This is a genomic window from Brevibacillus sp. LEMMJ03, from assembly GCF_007197875.1.
GTDB lineage: Bacteria > Bacillota > Bacilli > Brevibacillales > Brevibacillaceae > Brevibacillus > Brevibacillus thermoruber.
Map to the genome: position 1 here is coordinate 1 of NZ_VKJN01000011.1, position 21,265 is coordinate 21,265.

16 protein-coding genes are annotated in these 21,265 nt (G+C 40.9%); 10 read left to right on the forward strand and 6 right to left on the reverse strand.

All coding sequences use genetic code 11. The features are described 5' to 3' along the window. From FOI68_RS14635 to FOI68_RS14675, 10 genes are all read left to right on the forward strand, one after another. The coding region (locus FOI68_RS14635) for an ATP-binding protein (RefSeq protein WP_185973939.1) at positions 1-192 on the forward strand (192 nt) is incomplete at its 5' end. Between the two features lie 716 nt (positions 193-908). After that, the gene (locus FOI68_RS14640) at positions 909-1,673 is read left to right on the forward strand and encodes a hypothetical protein (protein WP_143863608.1); all 765 of its coding nucleotides are present in this window, start codon (positions 909-911) and stop codon (positions 1,671-1,673) included. 133 nt (positions 1,674-1,806) lie between these two features. Then, a complete protein-coding gene (locus FOI68_RS14645; RefSeq protein ID WP_185973959.1) occupies positions 1,807-2,583 on the forward strand; it encodes a hypothetical protein in 777 nt (258 codons plus the stop codon). Positions 2,584-2,612: 29 nt separating this feature from the next. Then, positions 2,613-4,214: a hypothetical protein gene (locus tag FOI68_RS14650; RefSeq protein ID WP_143863610.1), complete on the forward strand. Its 1,602-nt coding sequence runs from the start codon at positions 2,613-2,615 to the stop codon at positions 4,212-4,214. Then, positions 4,207-9,216 carry an FtsK/SpoIIIE domain-containing protein gene (locus tag FOI68_RS14655; protein ID WP_143863611.1) on the forward strand — a complete coding sequence of 1,670 codons (5,010 nt, stop codon included), beginning with the start codon at positions 4,207-4,209 and terminating at the stop codon, positions 9,214-9,216. Before FOI68_RS14650 ends, FOI68_RS14655 begins: the two co-directional genes overlap by 8 nt. Before the next feature lie 19 nt (positions 9,217-9,235). Further along, entirely contained in the window at positions 9,236-10,111 is an 876-nt protein-coding gene (locus tag FOI68_RS14660; protein ID WP_143863612.1) for a DUF4007 family protein, read from the forward strand. Next, positions 10,112-13,483, forward strand: coding sequence for a hypothetical protein (locus FOI68_RS14665; protein WP_143863613.1), 3,372 nt, complete (start codon positions 10,112-10,114; stop codon positions 13,481-13,483). It begins immediately after the preceding gene. Positions 13,484-13,497: 14 nt separating this feature from the next. Next, positions 13,498-14,295, forward strand: a complete 798-nt coding sequence (locus tag FOI68_RS14670; RefSeq protein ID WP_255433507.1) for a phosphoadenosine phosphosulfate reductase domain-containing protein — start codon at positions 13,498-13,500, stop codon at positions 14,293-14,295. Between the two features lie 92 nt (positions 14,296-14,387). Beyond that, positions 14,388-14,777, forward strand: coding sequence for a hypothetical protein (locus tag FOI68_RS24365; RefSeq protein WP_445438462.1), 390 nt, complete (start codon positions 14,388-14,390; stop codon positions 14,775-14,777). A gap of 303 nt (positions 14,778-15,080) precedes the next feature. Next, positions 15,081-15,914, forward strand: coding sequence for a prohibitin family protein (locus FOI68_RS14675; RefSeq protein ID WP_029099853.1), 834 nt, complete (start codon positions 15,081-15,083; stop codon positions 15,912-15,914). Positions 15,915-16,898: 984 nt separating this feature from the next. On the opposite strand, the gene FOI68_RS14680 is transcribed toward FOI68_RS14675, so the two are convergent. The 6 genes from FOI68_RS14680 to FOI68_RS14705 form a co-directional block, all read right to left on the reverse strand. Continuing rightward, a complete protein-coding gene (locus FOI68_RS14680) occupies positions 16,899-17,930 on the reverse strand; it encodes an anti-sigma factor (protein WP_185973960.1) in 1,032 nt (343 codons plus the stop codon). After that, positions 17,927-18,415, reverse strand: coding sequence for an RNA polymerase sigma factor (locus FOI68_RS14685; RefSeq protein ID WP_143863615.1), 489 nt, complete (start codon positions 18,413-18,415; stop codon positions 17,927-17,929). The genes FOI68_RS14680 and FOI68_RS14685 overlap by 4 nt, the downstream gene beginning before the upstream one ends. A gap of 269 nt (positions 18,416-18,684) precedes the next feature. Then, complete coding sequence (locus tag FOI68_RS14690) at positions 18,685-19,737, reverse strand: MFS transporter (RefSeq protein ID WP_255433510.1); 1,053 nt, start codon at positions 19,735-19,737, stop codon at positions 18,685-18,687. Continuing rightward, the gene (locus tag FOI68_RS14695; RefSeq protein WP_143863617.1) at positions 19,734-20,009 is read right to left on the reverse strand and encodes a hypothetical protein; all 276 of its coding nucleotides are present in this window, start codon (positions 20,007-20,009) and stop codon (positions 19,734-19,736) included. Before FOI68_RS14695 ends, FOI68_RS14690 begins: the two co-directional genes overlap by 4 nt. 65 nt (positions 20,010-20,074) lie before the next feature. After that, positions 20,075-20,362, reverse strand: a complete 288-nt coding sequence (locus FOI68_RS24270; protein ID WP_143863618.1) for a DUF1871 family protein — start codon at positions 20,360-20,362, stop codon at positions 20,075-20,077. Positions 20,363-20,517: 155 nt separating this feature from the next. Continuing rightward, complete coding sequence (locus FOI68_RS14705) at positions 20,518-20,700, reverse strand: PLDc N-terminal domain-containing protein (RefSeq protein ID WP_051967815.1); 183 nt, start codon at positions 20,698-20,700, stop codon at positions 20,518-20,520. Positions 20,701-21,265: the final 565 nt, after the last annotated feature.

Below are 21,265 nucleotides of genomic sequence, written 5' to 3' on the forward strand. Positions count from 1 at the left end.
AGAGGGAGTATTCTGTTGACCAGCAACAAGAGTTTCGGTGAATGGGGGGAACTGATGGGCGATCCGATTCTTGCTACAGCTATTCTGGATCGACTCTTACACCATTCCCACATCGTCAACATTAGGGGGAATAGTTACCGACTTCGTGAAAAAATGAGGACTGGAGCCTACGGCTCCCCCTCTACCACCTAACCAACAAAAAATCGCCGGGTGGGTCAGTTCTAAACCGGCGATGGTGGGTCAAAATAAAGTCGGCGTTGACAGAACTTGCACGGTTAATAAAAGATCATGTAATAACGAAAGATTTTACTCGCAACAGGGAGTATCTATGATTCAAGGCTGACGCATTTCTGCTTCATTAGTGACAAGATTAGACAGGTGTTTTCAAATACTAGAGTATATTATGTAATCTAAAGTAACGCGCTAGAATTGTACGTGCTTACATAGTTTTTTCAGAGCAGCTAACGGCTGCCCTTTATTTATAACCTCAGTATCAGACCTCTTCCAAAACAATTTAATAAGGGGAAGTTTCTTTGCCTCTTTATGATGTTTATACCGAAGATTCGGACGCCAGTTCATGAGGACTTGATTACCTTGAGAGGGATGAATTCCAAAATCCGTTTGTTTGAATAACGATTTCCAAAGAAACAAGGCACCTTCACAGGAAATATACACAATAGACCGAGGATGGAAATTGCTATATCTTAATGATTTACAGTCTAGATATTCATCTAAATATATGGTATTTATGTTATAGGAAAAAAGTCTCAATTATTGAATGATTATATATAAAAAAGCTTTATAAGACAGAATATATTCGTGTTTTTCAATATCTTTAGCTGTAATTATGCACATTTTGAGTGATGATATTTTTGAGTCAAGAATGTAGTGGCGGGGGTATGGCGAGAATGAATGAATTTGTAAACTATTTAGATCAGTATAATGTCTTATCTCCAAATCACGCTAAGATCTATGATGAGTATACAGATTCAATGGCTTCTTTTCAATTCAAGATTAAGACAAAAATTGAAGAGTTTATCATTGAGATGTTTGCAAAACACCCAAGAAGTCTAATTTTGACTGGAAATGCTGGTGACGGCAAAACACGTCTTTGTCGTACGGTTTACGAAACGTTTTCTGGTCAGACTCTAACGGTATGGCCCGAGTGTGGAATAGTGGAAGTACCATATGTAAATGGCTGCATACGCATCGTAAAAGATTTATCCGAATTGAAGGAAGACATTATTTTTAAAGAGTTGCACTCTCTTCAGAATCATGTATTAAACGATCATTCAAACCGTGTGTATTACTTAATTGCCGCCAACGAGGGGAAATTAACGAAGTCTTTAATTAGTCATCCAGAACTACAACAGCTGAATCACATGGTTTCTAATCGTTTTTCTTCACATGAACATAATGATGATCGTTTACATTTAATCAATCTTCAAGATGTAACATCATCCATCTATGCAAAAAGAATATTAGACGAATGGAATAAAAATGAGAATTGGTCTGCTTGTCAAAAATGCCCAAAGCAAACTCAATGTGTCATTTATCTGAATCACGTTCGGACTTCAGTCGATCAAATTAAAGAGCGCTTAGTTGAACAATACCGACTATTGGACTGTCTGGGAATCCACGTAACCATGCGAGAGATATTGATTCATATTTAGTTATGTTTTGACGGGAGGACTGACGTGCCAAGATATTTTAAACGCATCTTATAAGGATTTAGGGCTCCTATCTAATTATGTCTATTACGAAAACTTTTATGGTTTACATATGCCAGATGTTAGTTCAGGTGAATTGGGTGCAATTCGTCATTTTCGTTTGTTTGATCCCGGTAACACCTCCGTTTCCATTGTTGATGACTTCATTTTAAATGGAGATATGAGCGGGGATGAGCAAGTCGAACAATTACATAGTCAAATATTTAATAATGACTTAGACATGCTATTTGGTTTTTTTAAAAAGCATATTAATTTGTATCGTACTCATCATCGGGAAGATGAGCAAAAGGTTTTATTTAAGTATATGCCTCGATTTCGAAGGAAGTATTTCTTTGAAATTGGTTCACAAGTCAATGATACGCGTGAGCTTTTAATACCATATCGTTATTTCTATCGCTTTCTAAAAGCATTGAATGATAAACAAGCACAATACAATATCAGAAAAGATCTTATTAGTGGATTGAATCGAATATTTTCTAAAAAGTTGGTTTCAAAAAGTGAAACCCAATTACTTGTGGTCAACGAACATCTAATGATTCATCAAGCTATTTCACATTCATCTTTAAAATTTAAAGAAATTAAGGGACGTGACGACATAGATTATCTGCAATCTAAGTTCATTTTGCAGGTAAACGGCTGCAATCTAGAAGTTCAATTACCAGTTTTCGAATATTTGCTCCGCATTGCAAATGGCGGCCTATTTGTCACATTAAAACAGGATGTTGAAATCTTAATTAATACGTTTAAAAACGAGTTAATTAAGAACAGCGACGTAGATGAATATCAATTGACAGTTCTTGCGTTGGATAACGATACAGGTGTGTATGTACCCCATATAATCGACTTACCGTAATACTAGATTTTTTATTGGGAGGGAAATCAATGGGGCTTAACCAATCAAATCATTCTATTGACAAATTTACTTCGCAACTTTCCGCCCATATATGGGGGCATCGGTTTAAGGAAGGACAAAGAGGACCAGAATATGTTCTTGAGTTTTTAAATGTTCTTTATGGAACGGACTATAATTTTGATGCTCATGAATATAAACAACGTAAATCGGTAAGTTTGCGAAAATTTATCTTTCAAGGAGTGAAAGAGGGGAGTGTTCGTGACATTGTCACACTAAAAGAAGCAGAGCTTGAAAAATTAAAAGAGACGTTTCCTGATGAGAATAATTTAACTGTTCTTCGAAAGTTTTTAAGAAGTTTAGAAGTGGAACTTTATAATGTGAACGGTGAAGAAGCCGATCGATCGTGGTATGCACGAACATTGTACCCGCTTCATGAGTCATTATTGTTTTTTGAGCTTCGAAAAAAAGAATCATCACAAATGTCGATTGAACGAAACTTTTTTGCTCGCGGTGGAGAATTGTATTTTTTAATGCTGGCATATGGAACCGAAGAGAATGATGTACAGCGTCGTTTCATTGAGGAAAGATTCCGAGAACTTCTGAATAAAAACAAAATGATTTATCGCGTAGTGGAAAGTATTCAAAGTGCGTTAGGCGAAAAAGAAGATCATGCGGATAAAAAATACTCCAAACTTAGATCGAGTATTCAAAACGAAGAGAATGTTCCGTACCTTCCAGATACAAGGATGCCAATATTTAAAGATTTTGCCGATGAATTAGCTTTATTGCTTCAGAACGATGTGGACATTTATGAATTATTTCGGTTGCTAGTAAGCCTTGTTTGTTTTCAGTTGACAAGATATATGCACGTAAGAGCCCAAGACGTTGGAGAAAAGGATTTGCTTTATTTCTTTGATTGTTTAGATGGGCTCAATACACATGTGACCCAGTTATCGGCTCAAACATTTAAAGAGCATGAAAACCTTATTAAGAAGCGATTTGAAAAGGAATTTGAACGAAAGTACAAGGAAGCAGTTGGAAATACTGATTCAGTGAACGAAAAATTAAACGAATGGAAAAACGACACTGATGCGTTTTTCAAGCGTCTTGGCTTGGATAAGCTTAGGACAGCTAAAAAAGTAATCGAATCAGTTCTAAAATCATGCAATTCGGAAAATGATCTGTACGGTCGGTTATACGACGTAGTTAAAGATGTTGTTTCAAACAGATTGAAAAAGGATCAGCTAAATATTACCAGAGTTTTAACTCGAGATGGAGGGCTAGCGACATATCGCAGGGGTTCAGGAGTAAATTATAGATATACAATTTCCGATACGTTTATTCAGTCACTCGTTTTTACTATGGTTGGCCCAGGTAAAAAAATGGAGTTTCACGCATTTTTGCATCAAATCTACCAACGATTTGGTATCGTAATTGGGGAAGTTCAAGCTCGTCAAAGCGGATTATACGAAAGATCAAGACTAAATGTCCGATACTTTCAGGAAAACGAGAAAGCCCTGCGTGAGAAACTACGTCGCAATGGTTTATTAGTGGAATATTCCGATGCAACTGCTATGATTCGAAACCCATATTCTCCAATAAAACGGATGGAGGAAGTAAGCTATGCTTGACATGTACCAATTGTTAGGACAGTGGACCACAGAGCTTGTAATTAAATACTTTCAAAAACAAAAGCAAAATAATGCAGATAAACTATTTATCAAAATAACAGGAATACATCCGTCTGCAGTTCACGGGTTATTGTATTGGATGGAAAGAAGAGAGGAAGATCTAAAAAAATATTATCAACCAATTATCCGTACCATTTCTCAAATTGAACAATTTCCTCATTTTGCATGTAAGCAACACGAAACGACCACATGGTTGAGAAATAACACTCAACATCAGCAAGCATTGTTACTAATTCTAAATGATGTGTCTACAGAAGCTCAAAGCCTCGAGAACATCTTTTCCATCGACGAAGCACGTTTACTTAGTAAAGATGGATTGGAAGTTCTGATGGAACTTTTAGTGCAACAGTATGAAGTGTATCCTCAAGAAGCCGAGAAACTCACTGAGTTTTTTGAGTTGTATAAACAAGTAGCTGATCCTCAGCTGCAACATTTGCTGGCATTTACTTATTCAATTATTTCGGACGAGAAGTCCAAATCGATCATTGATCGTATCCAAAGCAATCTACCCAAATTGCAATTGTTCGTTGATACCAGACTAACAATCCAAAAATCTTCTTTAGCGCGACTCAAAAAAAATTACTATTTGTCGCGGTTACAGCAGGAAGGGAGAGAGTTAGATACAGATAAATTAATTGATCGCGTTTATGACTTTTTGGAAGCAGAACAAAATAATAATTTCGAAAATGATATATGGGAAAAGACAACTCCAGAAACTCTTCGTGATCAAGCATTAAGTTTTATACACCGACAAAGTAATGAATTGTTGTCTTATGAATTTGATTTTGTAAGCATGTTGTTCACATTCAAAACAAGAAAGAAAAAGCTTGATGCTGAAATTGCTGAGTTTACCGAACAGCTTAATCTTAATGAATCACAGAAACAATTGGTTCAAGAAGTCATTGAAGACATCAAGATGGAAGAACAAATAGAGTCTATTCAGATATTCATGGAGGAGTTTTCTGAAGAGCTAAATGCAGCACCAGCTTTGCAGAAAAAATTAACCCGCTTTATAGAGAAAGTGCGAAATCCGCATGTATATACAGACTGGTTGCACGGATTGATTTGCGAAAGTATTTCACTATTAGAAGAGAATCTCTCTGAAAGCACTACTGATAACTGGTGCTTTGAATTAACCATTATTGGTGATGTACCAAAGGGGAGTAAAGAATTATTAAAGTTCTATCTAAAAAATATCACGCGACATATTCCTCTTATTAAACTTAACTCGGAACATTTGGACCAACTCGAGGAAAGAGATACAAGATCCAAAGATGATGGTGTCCAATTTGAACTCTCTTTGATTACTAGGGACGAAAGAAACACAAGAAGGTATAAATGGGTAAATTCAAAGCGAAGTGAACTCCTTGCCTTAATTCAAACCTTTCAAGAAAACGGATTTGTTCCGTACATAAAAACGTATGCAGATGAACAGGCTGAAACCATTGATCTCGCTACTACAGTACAAGAACAAGTAAAAGAATATGTGACAACAGGCGAAATTAAGCAGGACGATATCCAAGCTTTTGTTAAATTTATTAGTCGTTTTAATAATTGGGTGTGGGAATCATTGGAAAATGGGATGAGTTCGATTCCTATAAACGAATTAGAGAGCGAACTATACCATCTTCTTTCACGCGTTAACCAGTCTGTATTAATATCCCGACATATTTTTCAATACATTGGATGTTTAGGAAGTATCGACACATATTCTTGTAAAAAGGGACAAGTTGGTAAACCGTTAAAACGAGTTCTAACATTGCTCAATCCGATACGACTTCTTAGCTTTGTAAAACGGCTAACTTTAATACAAGAAGAATTACTAAAGTGGAAGGATCCAAATTTTGCTCAGTCTATAACCGTGGAGGAATTAGATGATTATTTACAATATGTATTAGAGAAGAACTCTGCTTTAGCGCCTCAGTATTTTACCGCGGAAGGTTATGATGCTTTCCTACTTGAACAACAAGAATTGTGTGGAGAAGGGACGTTTATTTTAAATGGACATAGTGAAGATACGGAACATTTGATGGATGCGATGGCAGAGGAAATGGTAGCTTGTGTAAAAAACTACTTAGAAGTATATCCATATGCGAAAGACTGTTTAGACATTTTATTCTTATATTGTCCCCATCCCGAGTACGTCACGCACGCAGTAGAACTTTTATTTAAGCAAACGGATGTTCGTAAAATGAAGATTCTTGTTCATAGTGATAGGGAGGCTGCAAAATTTCATCAACATTTAAATGGATGGATGGCACTGCGCGAAGAATTTATTGTTTCCAATGGTAAGGTTCCATTACTAGAGATCCAAGTGATAGGAGAACAAAATGTTAACAATATCACCGAAGCTATTGATAGTGCGATGAGTGATGTTGATATAGCCATTTTGCTCAACTATTTTGGTCAAAGCAATAATATACAGTATAAATTCGAAAAGGTTTCCGTACAGGCTACTGAAAATTGGTTTGGTACTATCTGTCAAGAACCACTGAACAAAGAGGAAGCCGTTAAGCGCTTAGCTATTGTCAGTGAGCAGTTGCCTGAGGTGATGCAACATTTTTATAAGTTGCAATATACATTGCATACACAGCAAATTTTACCGGTGAACGAGCACTATCTACTGAAAAGTATCGTTTCTATATCAAGTCAGGAAGATATGTATCTAATTAATTATATCCACGGAAAAGCTAACTGGTCTTTGATAATTGATCGGTTCATGGATAAATCGTTGCTTAGGAAAGTCTCTTCCAAGGCGCAAATAATTCGATACAAATCAGGAGCAGGTAAACAAAGAAGATATAAATCGATACTCTCGTCCTCTAAATACATTCGAAAACTAGCTAATCAGACGAAGGATCATGATTACTATGATCGTTTGTACCATAAATATGTTGCTTTATTAAAGAATCAAGAAATTGAACGAGACATTATAATTCGCGCCATTGATCGGGTAAAGGACATTTCTGGTGGCGTCGTCATGAAAGCTATCGGTCCGGGTAAATTCGCACATGAACTTTTAGGGTTGTACCTGGCTTGTGAGGCTCGTGCCGGAAGTGACAATGGTTTACAGGTTTGGGCACTTTGCGATGAATTACCCTGGTTCCAAAAAAATCAACGGCGTCCAGATGTTATTCGAATTTATATTCACCCATCCGATAATGGTATTTCAATTCAATTTGAGCTAATTGAGGTTAAATTTATTAACCATATGCTATTAGATAAGGAACGCTATGATGCAATTAAGCAAATCAGAGCCGGTAATGAACAGTACAAGCGACTGTTTAATTTGTCTGAGCTAAGAATTAGCGCTGAATATTGGCGCAAAGAATTGGTTCGATATTTGGTCGAGCTTAGTACCTACTCTGTTTCCGATGCACATTTGTTAAAGAAATTACAACAATTACCTCTGGAACGAATTTACACTACTGTTTCAGGTTCGATTGATATTTTTGTGTATACTTCTAATTTAGTGGAATATCCGTTCGCTACCGGTATGATTGACGGAAAGGTTTCTGAACAGCAATCGGAAGACACAGTAACGAATATCTACAATCGTTCATACATTTTGAAAGCTTTGGGGGCTAAGCACGAAATTATCGAGCCTGAGTATCGAGAGCTACAAGAACAAAACTATGAATTTGGTAGTGAAAAAGTTGATCAAGATGTGATTTCTCATGAAGATAAAACTTCTGTGTTCGATCTAGTAGCTGTAACAAAAGAAAAATGTGTTGAGACATTACAAAATGAAATTGAGTTAACAGAGATGAAAGAAATAGCATTGTATCCAGAACAATTTGCGTTACAGCACTTGCAACTAACATACGATGATGAGGAGGAGAATATAGCAGAACTTGCTGAACGCTATGCCAAGAAATTGCGGGTCAATTTTGACGCGAATGGCATACCGATTCGTGTGCGAGAGACTATTATCGGTTCGAGTGTCATTCGAATGCTTGTGGATATCCCTAGTAATTTGTCCGTGAACAAAATCAAACATAAGGCCGATGATGTCCAATTGTGGCTGCAATTAAACTCCAGTCCACACATTTTTATCAATAATAAGGGGTTAAACATTGATATTAATCGCGAAAAGCCACAAACCATCTTTTTTGAGAAGTTTATGGCCTTGGTTCGAGAACAGTTCGCTTCAGAAAAAGTCAGATTATCAGGTCGTATGGTTGCACCTTTGGGTGTTGGTCCCCTTAATGACATAATTTATTTTGACTTCGCAAACTCTGAGACGGCACATCTATTAATTGGAGGTCAAACAGGTAGCGGAAAGAGTGTAACGATCAACTCTATAATTCTAGCTATCATGTGTTTGTATACCCAAGAGGATGTAAGGTTTATTTTTATCGATCCAAAAAAAGTGGAATTTAGCATATTTGAAAAATGTGCTCATACAAGAGCGGTTTTAACTGACTTAAGGGAAGCTGTTGATATGTTAGAGCAAGTAGTTCAAGAGATGGAACAGCGCTACGAAATGTTTAAAAACGAATATGTTACTAGCATCGACCAATATATTGAGGCGACAAAAAGTTCTTTACCACGTATGATCGTGATTTTTGATGAGTTTGCTGATTTTATGTTACAAGACGGTGCCTTAAAGAAACGAGTGGAGAATGCTATTGAACGTCTTGGGAATAAAGCACGTGCAGCTGGTATTCATCTCCTTGTTTGTACCCAGAATCCAAAGGCGGATATTATACCAACCAACATTCGCAATAACTTTGGCGCACGATTAGCACTAAAAATGGCAGATCACAATGCATCTGGGGTAATTTTAGATGAAGAAGGAGCGGAGAAATTAGGTGGCAGAGGAGACTTTTTAGCAAAAATCACATCAGGGCAAGTGTTGCGTGGTAAAAGTCCCTTCCTAACAACTACTGTTAAACGAGCGTTACTGCAACATTTTAGTTCAAAAACATTGACAACATAAGAGAAAGGCTGTCGAGACGATGGGATTCGGTCAACATCAAAGTTTTCACTTACGAGTAAACTGGTTATCAAAAGCGGCGAAAATGGTTGATCAAGACCCACGCTTTTTCTTTGATGATTTCGGCTTCGAAAAAATAGGCTTAGGCCGCAACATGTTTAAGTCACTTAAATTTTGGGCATTAGCAACAAACATTATTCGGGAAAATAAGGTTTCAGGCAAATATGTTGTTCACGAACTAACGGAATTTGGGCGACTATTTTATAAGTATGATCGTTTCATACGATTACCCCTAACCCGGGCTTTACTTCATTATTTTTTAATTTCTCGAAAGGATTTGGCTACAAGTTGGTATTGGTTTTTTAATGAATACTCCATGGGAACAAGCACAATACAAGAACTTCAAGAACAATTACGAAACTGGGCGTCGATGATATCTAGACGCCCGGTTTCAGACAGTTCCATCCGACGCGATATTGAATGCATAAAACAAGTTTACACTATGGGGACAGTCCAGTCCGCCGATCCAGAAGAGGTTATCGCAAGTCCATTGGCATCTTTGGGGCTTATAGAAGAACAACGTGGTGTGTGGATGAAAAGTCAACCAAAATTGGAGCGAATAGGTTTAGATGCATTGTATTTTTTGTTACTAGACTGGTGTTTTAAATCGAATTCATTCAGCGTCACGCTGGATGAATTGCAACTTAGAAGTGGTTTGTGGGGAAAAATATTTAATTTGTCGATCAATCAAATGTTACAAGTAATCGAACAAATGGAAGCGGACGATGTCTATGAAATCAAGTTTGTGAGAACAAATCAGATTTATGAACTTCATGTCCCTTCAACTGATAGATATAACTTCTTGGAAATGGCGTATCAGAGGAGAGTGACGCTGTAAGTGAAAACCTTTAAATCGAGCATTCATTTGCAATTAGATCTCCAGGATCCAAGTTTAGTTGACTACTATATCCTAACACCTTCCCATTCTCAAATTTTTCGAGGAATAATTGAAGGGCTGCAAACCGAAAACGGAATGCATTCTCATTTTGTGATAGGCCCTTATGGTACTGGAAAATCCTTGTTATCAGTTCTGCTAATCAATTGGCTTGTTGGACGGTTGTCTAACGAAGGTAGTAATCGATTAATAGAACAAGCTCAAACGATTGATCCAGAGTTATGTCAATGGTTGAGAACGAAGACTAAGGTTCGTTACATACCTGTTATTCTTAGTGGAAATAGGGGTAATTTTAAACAAGCTGTACTATCTGCCATAATGAAGGCATTACGAGAGCACCAAATTGAAATCAATGTTTTAAGCGAGGTCAAGACTATCCAACATGTCATACAAAAGTGGGAAAAAGAATATCCTGTAACCTATAATCGTTTTTGTCAATATGTATCTAGTTTAGGTTACTCTGTAAATGATTGGTTTTGTGCAATACAGCGATTTGATGAAAAATTGATCGAAAATTTTAAAGTAATATATTCAGAACTATGCGCAGGGGCCGTTTTTGTTAGTGAATTTGACGGTCCAATGGTTGTACATTTACAGCATTTATTAGATGAATTACGAGATAGAGGACTTGGACTGTTTATTGTCTATGACGAATTTGGACGTTTACTACAGTCTATTTCTGATTCACGTGTATTAGATACTATGCAAGATTTACAAGAGATGGCTGAACTGGCCAACAGTCGGGATAATTTTCATGTTGTGTTTATTGGACATAAAAACATACGATATTATTCTCTCGCGCATAGTGAATGGATTCAATCGGAGTTTGAGAAGGTAGAAAAACGATTCCGAATATATCAGGTAGAGACAGATTCTTCAACTTTCTTACGACTAGCACAACAGGCCATTGCAACTATTAGTAGAAAAGAAATTGATGCAGTATTCATTGAAGAAATTGTCAGAAATACGCTACAGTATTCGTTGTTTCCGGAAATGTCACCCTATCAAGTTGAACAGCATATTATTTATAACATGTATCCATTACACCCAGTTTCGGTATTTTTGCTTCCTTTACTTTCTCATGTTTTGGGACAAAATGAGCGTACGATGTTCTCGTTTTTTGAAAGTAGAGATCCTTATTCTTTACCGCATCATGTTCAACATGATCAAGGGTATTATTTTGCTGACAAGCTATTCTTGTACTTTTTTCAAGGAGAAAGTGGCGGTACAATACCTGAAGTTGCACTGTACAATAAACTCGTTTCTGTTACCTCTGAAACGAATAAAGTAATACATCGTACTTTGAAGCTTATGACACTTTGGAATATCGTAAATGCCAGATCCAAACAGTCTTTAACATCTGAATTTATGGCCTATGCTTTAGGAATCAATATTTCCGAAATGGAAAAAGTATTGAATGAAATGGTGAGATTAAAAGTTGTTAGATTTAATAAAATACTAGGCCAGTGGGAACTTGTAGAAGGTAGTTCACTTGATTTAGAATCTCTCATCAATCAACGAATTCAAACTTGTGCCATGAGTAACAAGAGAAAAGGAGAAATCTTAGAACATGTTTTAGAAAATCGATATGTGTTGGCACAAGAATATAATGATGAAAAAAGCATGACCCGTTACGCTCAGGTTTGCTGGATTTGGGCTACAGAATTGCTTAACAGTAGTATCAAACAAGATAGTCAAACGCATGCTGACGGGTACATTTTTTACATCTTATTAGATCATTTAGAACAGAGAGAAGCCATACAGGAAAAGTTAAAAGATAGTACTTTGCCTGTGAAGGGAATATTTTGTGTTCCAAACTTTACAGTACGAGAGATTGAGCAGTTTCTCTATCGTTATGGAGCGTTAGAGGGAATGCTTCAGGACCCATCTCTCTCGGCAGCAGATAATCGAGTCCGATCCGAACTTGCCCATCTGATGCAGGAGACTGTTCATTTTATTTGCCAGTTTTCTCGACGCTATCAACAATTTGATGAAACTTTGAGGTGGTGGAAGAACCAAGAAAAGATCAATGTGCATTCGCAAGCGCATTTGGAACATTATGTTTCTGAATTAATGTTTGAACTTTACCCGGATACACCCGAAATACGAAATGAGTCGTTCAACCGTAACCATATCACGCACGTTCAAAAGAGAGCGGCGATAGATGTGATAAATAGGTTGATTACCTGTCCTTATGAGCCAAACCTTGCTATTGAAGGATTCGGGCCTAACTATTTGATTTATGCTAGTGTTCTAAAAAACCATGGTTATAAGGTAAGTACGGATGGCAACATTCAATGCAATTCGCTTTCATTAGAGAAACTTCGAAACTGTCTGATACAGTATTTAAAACAATATCCTAGGGGTTGTTTAAGCGAAGTTGTTCGATTGTTCTCTGATTCTCCGTTCGGAATTAGAAAGCCGATTATCCCTTTGTTGTGCGTAGCTTTGTTGCGAGATTTTTGGGATCAACTAATCTTTTATTCGTACGGTATGCATGTTCCTCATTTGAGAGGAGAAGTTATCTTCGAAATGTTCGAGCGCTCTGAAGACTACGAATACATTTTTATTGAGATAAAACCCGAACATCGAAGTGTGCTAGAGAGCGTTGGACATTTATTTGAAATTGACAAGGAGTCCATTCACTTCACTGTTGTGGCAGAAATATTGGTAAAATGGTTACGTTCCCTACCAAAATTTACACAAATTTCTAATCAAATGTCTGAAGATGCGATTCAATTTAAATCTATCATTCGAGCTGGAGAAATCGATCCTTTCCGTCTTATTGAGCAATTAATGGATGTGCAAGATCGTTTGGATGCGATAAAAAGCGAAATTGAAACATTTATGGAAACGAACCGCCTGGTGTTAACCCAAACTCTCTTAGAGATGACAGGCTTTCAATCTTTTGAATCGCTATTGGAAACTATTAGTCAAACAGCAATTGATTCGGTAGAGATGAACAGTAAACTTGTTACTTTGTCGATTGAGAGAGCTAAGGAACGGGGAATTGATGAGATTGCGGAACATTTGGTAGGTGTTCATCGAAGCGAATGGTCGGATACTACTCAAACAATGTTTTTAAAACAATTTAAGCATGAATGGGAGCTTTTAACGATACAGACCGGAAAGGCTGAAAGCGAATATTTGCTTAAACAGGCGGCAGCGTCCATAGGCAGTATGACACCTATAGAGCTTTCCAAGAAGTCACAGCTTTTGTATGCAAATATTAAAAATATGCTAAAGTACGCTGGACGTGATATTACAGAACAAGAATTAAAATATCTTTTATGGAAACTTTTACAAGAAATCTAAAGGAGTAAGTACTAATGAAGAGAAAACCTGTACACGTCTCAATGTTCAGTGGGGGTGCCTCTTCGGCCTTCGTTGCATACCATATGGTTCAAACGTTTGGGAAAGAAAACTGCATTCTTTTCTTTACGAATACCTTATGGGAACATGAAGACAATTATCGTTTTATGCACGAAGTTGCAGACTATATTGGGTTAGAGATTACGTACCGAACGGATGGTAGAACTCCAGAGGAAGTATTCTACGATTACCGTTATATGGGGAATTCCCGATTAGCAAAATGCTCTGAAGAATTAAAAGTGCGACAAACAGTACTATTTATAGAAGAACTGCGTTCTGATCATGGACTAGAACCAATCCTTTACTTTGGGATTGGTCGCCATGAACAACATCGTGCGGAAAATTTAAAGCAATTTTATGAACATTATCCATTGGAACCGGTTGAAACCCGTTTCCCGCTGATTACAACCTTTAAGGAAGAAGTAAATGTTAAGCAAATCATCGAGGAGGAGTGGGGAATTCGTTTACCGGAAATGTATAAATTAGGTTTTGCGCATGCCAATTGTGGTGGGAGATGTGTCCGAGGGGGATATAGGCATTATGCTCAACTTTACAAGATTTGGCCTGATGTATATTATGAACAGGAAGAGATGGAGGAACGATTTCGACAGACTTTTAATAAAGACGTATCAATCCTCAAACGGAATGGAGGACCATTCACATTACGGCAGTTCCGTGAGTTATTAGAACGTGAAGGAGTAGATAAATACCTTTGCCAGGAGGAAGACACTGTACCATGCGTATGTACAGTGTAAATTCCGTAAGTTGATTAAAATTATCAATGAGGTATAAAAAGCATCTGTTAAAGCATACTGATTAGTATTATAAGTTTGGAGTGCTGATCAGTATGTCTGTTCCATATTTAATTGATAGTTGTTCCTTGAGTGGGAAAACTGTGCTTATCGCGTATCATATTCCGAAACAATGTGTTTCCGTTCGGGATGCTACCACAAGAAGGGTTATTGCCTATGTTAAAGACATATTATTAAACTCTGCTACGTTTATTGTGTACCCTAAAGGACGTGAAAGAGTACTCAAAGAACGTAGAAAAAACGTCCATGCTTTCATTCGTGGTACAGTATGTTGTAAAGAAGAAATAGGAAATGCCCTGTCTTGGAAAAAAGCGTATTATAATCCTTATGTGACAGAGACTTTTATAGATACAATAAGTTTTGTGCCATTGACTAGTGCTTCACTCATATATTGTAATGGCAAGAGCGTTTATTATTTGTATTAACTGAACACTTTCAACCGCAAACCTGTCATTGATAGTGCTAGAACATTGGACACAGTGAACGGATAGTACGACAATAAATGTGTAAAAAACAATAAGCTGTTTTCCACCTTTACACTATTGACAGGATCGGAATCACTAGTTCGAACCTGTCTGAATCACTATAAGAAGCTGAAACCCTTGAGAAATTCAAGGGTTTTTTCTTTCCTATTTTAAAGACTGGACAAATCGGAAAAAGAATAACATTCGAAACTCTATCCCTTCCCGTTCGTATCCCATAAGGATCACAGAAAGAGGGAGGCAGACATGGACGAGAAGAACGTAATAAAATTGAGTCCGTTGCGACCCGTCGTCGGCAAGGCGATCATCACGATCATCGTCGTTGCGCTTGCGGCACTCATCGCGTTTCAATCATTTACCATCATCAGCGCAGGGCATCGCGGGGTTGTGCTTCAGTTGGGAGCCGTTCAGCCAAAGGTGTTGGATGAGGGGCTTCATTTCAAGATTCCCTTTATCCAAACCGTTATCCCCATGGAAGTACGAGTGCAAAAATCAGAGACCAGTCAAACGTCAGCCTCGCGCGACTTGCAGACGGTATCCACCACTATCGCGGTAAACCATCATCTGGATGCCAACAACGTAAACAAGTTGTATCAGCAGGTGGGGTTTGAGTACGGAAGCCGGATTGTCGACCCGGCCATTGCAGAAGCCTTGAAAGCGGTCACGGCCCAATATACAGCGGAAGAATTGGTCTCGAAACGATCGGAAGTGAGTACCAAGGTAAAAGAGGTCCTGGCCCAAAAACTGTCCGCCTATCATATCATCCTGGACGAAATCAACATCCGCGAGTTCATGTTCAGTGAAGAGTTTAACCGTGCCATTGAAGCCAAACAGGTGGCCGAGCAGCAGGCGCTCAAGTCCAAACTCGACCTGGAACGGATCAAGATTGAAAAGGAACAGGAAATCACCAAAGCACAAGCCCAGGCAGAAGCATTACGGCTGCAAAAACAAGAAGTCACGCCGGAATTGATTCAGCTCAGGCAGATTGAAGCGCAGTTAGAGGCCATTCGCCGTTGGGACGGGAAATTGCCAAATGTGACAGGCGGGGCCACTCCGTTTATTCAAGTAGAAAACAAGTAAGGGGATGGTGCCCGGCATCTCCCCGGACCCTCGTAAAGAAAACCGTAGGTGAAGCCATCTACGGTTTTTTCATGGCCGGCTGACTTAAATATAACGGGGGAACGAATCACCATTTGTGTGGATCGCAAGAACATGGCTGGATGATGTGTTCGCTAACGTTACCTTGTATTGTGTGAAACAAGACGGTGCTGTCGTCATCCTCATGGTATGTAACAATATCACGATCCCGCTCTTTTTCATATGCCTCTGCTGCTTGTCTGCAGAATCAGTGACGGTTGGCCGGACAGCAACGCGAGTCTTATGTGCCGGACAGTCCGCTTCTGAAAAACGCTCTGCCTGAACAACACCTGATGGCCGGACTGAAAGGCGGGCGGAGGGGATATCACGCCGTACCGCATCAGGATGAACAACGACCGGCACCACCTGAAAAGAGCAGGCGACCGGCGCAGTATGTCTCAAGAACAGATTGGTCAAGCTTGCTGGTACCCGCAACGGCAAATGTACACCTGAGGAACCCTGGAACAGCGAAATAGCCGGCCAAACTCTGGGAGAGCCGCAACCGGTTGTGTGCCGTTTGCCTGTTTTGGTTGGGGACTAGTCTACCGCTTCCAGTTCTTCACAGGGGAAGAGCTCTCTTTGTTCCATGAGAGCAATCATCTCGTCAGACATCCAACAAAGACACACCGTGAAATCCTCTACGCGCATGATGACGCTGTCTTTCCCATCGTGAAACTGAAAACTCCACAATTGCGGCATATCCCCTTCAAAAGCGTCCTGCTGGAATTTGTAAAGAACCTCATCGCTTTACGGTGAGGTTTTTCTGTTGAGTAAGGAGGCAGTTCTCCCCAGACGTGTAAACCACCTGCCGCACAACATGGCTGCCCGCCAACCATTCGCCGGCTGCCGTGACATGGTTGGATGAAAGTCGACAAGGGGATCAAACCAGCAAAAGACCTTGCAACGTACCAAGTCTTTTGCTGCAGATCAGTATTTGTCCACAACGGCTCCCAAGACAGCAGCCTTTACATATGGCTGTCCCTGCAAGGCTTTCAGGCTGTCGGGGCTTCCCGTGACCACGACCCCCAGTATTTTGACGTCGCGTTCGGTTGGCTTTTCTTTGCCGCCTTTGAGGTAATCGTAGATTTTTTTGTATTCGGCGTAATATTTTTTTCCGTAGGTCAAGCCGTTTTCAAGCGAGCGCAAGAAATCTTTTTCAGTCCCCTGTCCCTCTTCGCTATCGCCCATGTTCGCATCAAAGCCGTAAACGTCACGCGCCGAATCGGGAGCAGGAGGAGTAACCCGTTCCACCTGCTTGATGGAACCGTCGGGCATTTTCTGCTCCTCGACGACTGTTTTGGGGGTGTATGCTTCCTTGTCGTAATACGTGTCGACCCAGTACCAGACGGGATGCACCCCTTCCGGCAGCATGGCGTTGATTTGGGCAGCGGTGTAACTCTTGTCGAAGGAAATCGCCATTTCCACGTATCTTCCGCTTCCGATTTCATTCAGAGACGCCAGATCGTTCAGGTAGTGTCCGTAGTCGATGCCGGGCAGGTAAAACAGCATCTCCCGTTGGCCCGTTTGCGGATTGAACGGTCTTTGATAATGGAAATCCTTCATGGCCGGATCGGGAAGCTGGATCGACGAATAATTTCCCGGCAGCCTGGAAACGCTGCCCAGGGCGTTGAACTCGAACGTTTCCTGGTTCCACGCCACGGGAATCCCTTCCACCAGCTTGTATGTCTGGTACTCAAGCGTGCCGCTGAAGAGACCGAAGTTGATCCGATAGCCGGCTTCGTGTACATTGGGACCGCTGATCTGTTTGAATAACGCAATGTCGCGCAAGGCATCATCGGCGCTTTTGCCGAGCAACTGCCTGCTTCCCAAAAAACCGCCGGCCAGCACCAGCAGCGAAACTACCAGCGAGATCCCGATATTTCGAAAAAGCGTTGCGCGTCTCGCTTTTTTCACAAGCGACGTCACCGTTCCGTCCTGGATGAATGCTTTGTCGTTCACGATTCGTCCCTCCTGTATTTTTTCTGAAATTGTTTTCTCGCCCGAAACAGATAGGTCTTCACCAACTCCATTTTGACGCCGAGCAGCCCCGCGATTTCCTGGTAGGAGAGATCCAGCTCGTATTTCATGATCAGGAGCTGCTTGTGAAACGGCGGCAATTCGTTCAGGACTCGTTCGATTTCTTCCTGGTTCTCTTTTTGCAGAACCAATGCTTCGGGGGTTTCGGCATCTTCGACGATCACGGAGTCGATGGGAATCTGGATGCGCTTTCTCTTCCGGCACAGATCGTAATATCGATTCAACGCGACTTTGAACAGCCAGGCGAAGAACTTCTCCGGAACAATCGAATCAATGTACAGCAGCCCTTTATAGACGGCATCCTGCACAATGTCTTCCGCGTCGTTCCGGTCGGCTCCGAGACGGATCAGATATCGCTTGATTTGCTCCATCTTTTCTTCCAATAGTGGCTGCATCTCATTGTCCATTTTCAACCTCCTTTCACTTACAACGACGATTGAACAGAACATATGTATACAGGCAAACAAAAAATTCGGATGCGGTCCCGTGCCGGCGGACGCACTCTTCGCTGCGAGAATGGATGCACGATGACAAGTGGCGAAAATCAAAAAGCAGTCGAAACGGAACCGTACCGTTTCAGACTGCTTTCGCGGATGTTTCCTGTTAGTTATCCTGCACGCGTTTGATCTGCTTCATGGGGAGAGGGGCTGGTTCCCGGCATCCTTTCATACGACGTCTAGTTTACATCGCGCTGTTTGTCAAGCGGTTCATCCAGAAAGCGAAAGAAAGGGGACACCATTCCGATTAGGGCCATCGTCGAAATCAAAACGCCAATCAGCAGATAGAGGGGCCGTACTCCCCACCATTCACTTAGAGAACTACCTGCAAGAACTCCCAAGGGCATTGCACTGCGAATGATAAATAACCGAACGGAAAACACGCTCCCCATGACCTCATTCGGTACCGTTTGCTGATACAGGCTTGTACTGTACACATGAAAAAAGGGCATGGCCATGCCGGCGATCGTTTCGGTAAGGATGGCCCATTCGATATGGGGATTGATCCCGAGTGCCATGAATGTCAGCCCGCCGATCAACAAAGAACCGATCATGACCATCCTTCGGTTCCCCGTCTGAATCTGTATTCTTCCGACAAGCATGGAACCCAGTACGTACCCAAGGGGAAAACTCGCCATAACGTAACCATATTCCGCGTAACTGCCATGCAGTTCTTCCGTCACATAAGGCAGATTCACGACCATGGTCACGCCGACTCCAAATTGAACAAAAGCCAGAAACACACCGAGCCAAACCAAAATGGGCTGTTTCAGGAAGTACGTGATTCCCTCCAGAAATTGCTGCAACCATGTGGCTCTGATTGGTTGGGGGGATCGCGATTCTTGCAAGAACAGCAGCAAACACCCGCTTCCCATAAAACAGATGCAAATCGACAGCAAGGTGAACGTGACACCTGCACGTTCGGTTACAATGCCCCCAAGCGCCGGTGCCAAAACACTCATCAAACGAGCGGTTCCCTCCATATACGAATTGGAACGGTGCAGCAGGTGTTTGGGAAGGATTGTCGGGGTTATGGCCAGGCTCGCGGGTACATACAAAGGTTGAATGAGTCCGGTGACGATTTGTACCGCGTAAATATGCCAGGGTTCAAGATTCTCCAGCAGCAGCATGATGAGTGGAAGCAGAAAGACCACCCCGCGAGACCATTGGGAACAAACCATCATCCATTTGCGGCTCCATCTGTCGATAAATGGTCGGGGCGCTCTCCTCACTCGGGATCACGCTGTTTCTCTGGCAATTTCTCAATACCGTCAACCGATTCGAGTCTTTGAAGAATACGGGATAAGATTTCGATGATTTCAGCAAATCCATACATGAGAATGGCGGTGATGGCTGAATAGCACACGGTGGTGATAAATGGACCAAAATGATCCTCAAAATCCTCTATCCACATAACGAAGCCAACAACAATGCTAACACCAAAAACGACTAGAGCAAGTACCCGAATCCATCGGGCGTACTTGTTGGTATAGCGATCAAACATGAAACATCCCCCCATAATGTTGGGCATACACGTAACAACCATATGAACTGTGGACGTAGGAAACTTCAGTCATGTAACACAGTCATCATGGTACGTCTTGGACATCGAAGACAGCAACGTTGAGCGACGGCGAGACATTCTTCAATCGGGCGCTCGTACGCCTCCCCAAAATACGTAATGAAAACACGCTCAATACTTTCAGCCAATTCTTCAGGTGTTTGGGATGGGGTCATCCGCCTGGTAATTTCCCTGATTTCGGGATCATACTCATCAGGGGGAGCATGAGACAACAAATCAACTGGATCCCACTCGTCAATGACACGTTTTACCAATCGATAGAGTGAACCCCTCATGAGGGCGCATGGTCATCACCTCAAACAAGTCATCCAGCCAATCGCCATGCCGGAACCGAGAACCATTCCAGAAGGGGCGAAAATTGGACGGCAGGACACGAAACGGGAATGGCTCTGCTGGGGGGTTATGACCCTTGCCAAAATCGGTGAAGAGACTACTCCTTGCGAATCACCAGGTACACAATCAAGCCAATGATTGGGAAAAACAGCAAAGCGATCAGGACAATAATGGCGAACTCCTTGCTGTTGCCTCTCCTTCGAGCATCACGATAAGCCCAAATGCTGATCAGGATGTTTATCACGTTTAATAGAACAACAAAAAGAAGAGGAAGAACCATCAAAGCATTCAAACTACTATACCCAAAGTCGATCAAGGCAATCACCTGCTTTCGCATATCCATTACATTCCAATTATAGAGATTAGAGGTCCTTTTGAAAACCTGCTTACCAGCCATTGCATTTATTTCGAGAGTAAAAGTGAAGCGAAATCGTGTACAGCAATACAGAATTCAAGCACGGCAAAATGACTTACCCTATGGATTATACCGTCGGCGACACGGTGGAGAGGGAGAGCTAATCGGGCGAAATAACGAAAACAATACATGGTAAAGAAATAGGAAATTATTCCATTGAAAAGAATGCCTAAATGCTTACGTCGCCCGGAACGTTCGCTTGAAAGGGGAGCGATATTCGTCAATTCCTCGGGCGCTGGTTGAAGTGAAGTACCTCGGGGAATCAGTCGACCAATTCCGGCTATTACCCTCCGTAAGTGAACTGGCCGCGGCTGGTGAAGGAGTGTGCTATGTACAAAGTAGAGAAGGAAGAGGAGAAGGAAATGCACCTAACATGGTCCTTATGACAATCACCCTGCCAGGGTAGTCACCTCGTGTCCGGCTGCACTAC

Coding starts and splice junctions, on each gene's coding strand:
- FOI68_RS14640 (WP_143863608.1), top strand. CDS start 909: ATGAATGAATTTGTAAACTATTTAGATCAGTATAATGTCTTATCTCCA.
- FOI68_RS14650 (WP_143863610.1), top strand. CDS start 2,613: ATGGGGCTTAACCAATCAAATCATTCTATTGACAAATTTACTTCGCAA.
- FOI68_RS14655 (WP_143863611.1), top strand. CDS start 4,207: ATGCTTGACATGTACCAATTGTTAGGACAGTGGACCACAGAGCTTGTA.
- FOI68_RS14660 (WP_143863612.1), top strand. CDS start 9,236: ATGGGATTCGGTCAACATCAAAGTTTTCACTTACGAGTAAACTGGTTA.
- FOI68_RS14670 (WP_255433507.1), top strand. CDS start 13,498: ATGAAGAGAAAACCTGTACACGTCTCAATGTTCAGTGGGGGTGCCTCT.
- FOI68_RS24365 (WP_445438462.1), top strand. CDS start 14,388: ATGTCTGTTCCATATTTAATTGATAGTTGTTCCTTGAGTGGGAAAACT.
- FOI68_RS14675 (WP_029099853.1), top strand. CDS start 15,081: ATGGACGAGAAGAACGTAATAAAATTGAGTCCGTTGCGACCCGTCGTC.
- FOI68_RS14685 (WP_143863615.1), bottom strand. CDS start 18,415: ATGGACAATGAGATGCAGCCACTATTGGAAGAAAAGATGGAGCAAATC.
- FOI68_RS14695 (WP_143863617.1), bottom strand. CDS start 20,009: ATGTTTGATCGCTATACCAACAAGTACGCCCGATGGATTCGGGTACTT.
- FOI68_RS24270 (WP_143863618.1), bottom strand. CDS start 20,362: ATGAGGGGTTCACTCTATCGATTGGTAAAACGTGTCATTGACGAGTGG.
- FOI68_RS14705 (WP_051967815.1), bottom strand. CDS start 20,700: ATGGTTCTTCCTCTTCTTTTTGTTGTTCTATTAAACGTGATAAACATC.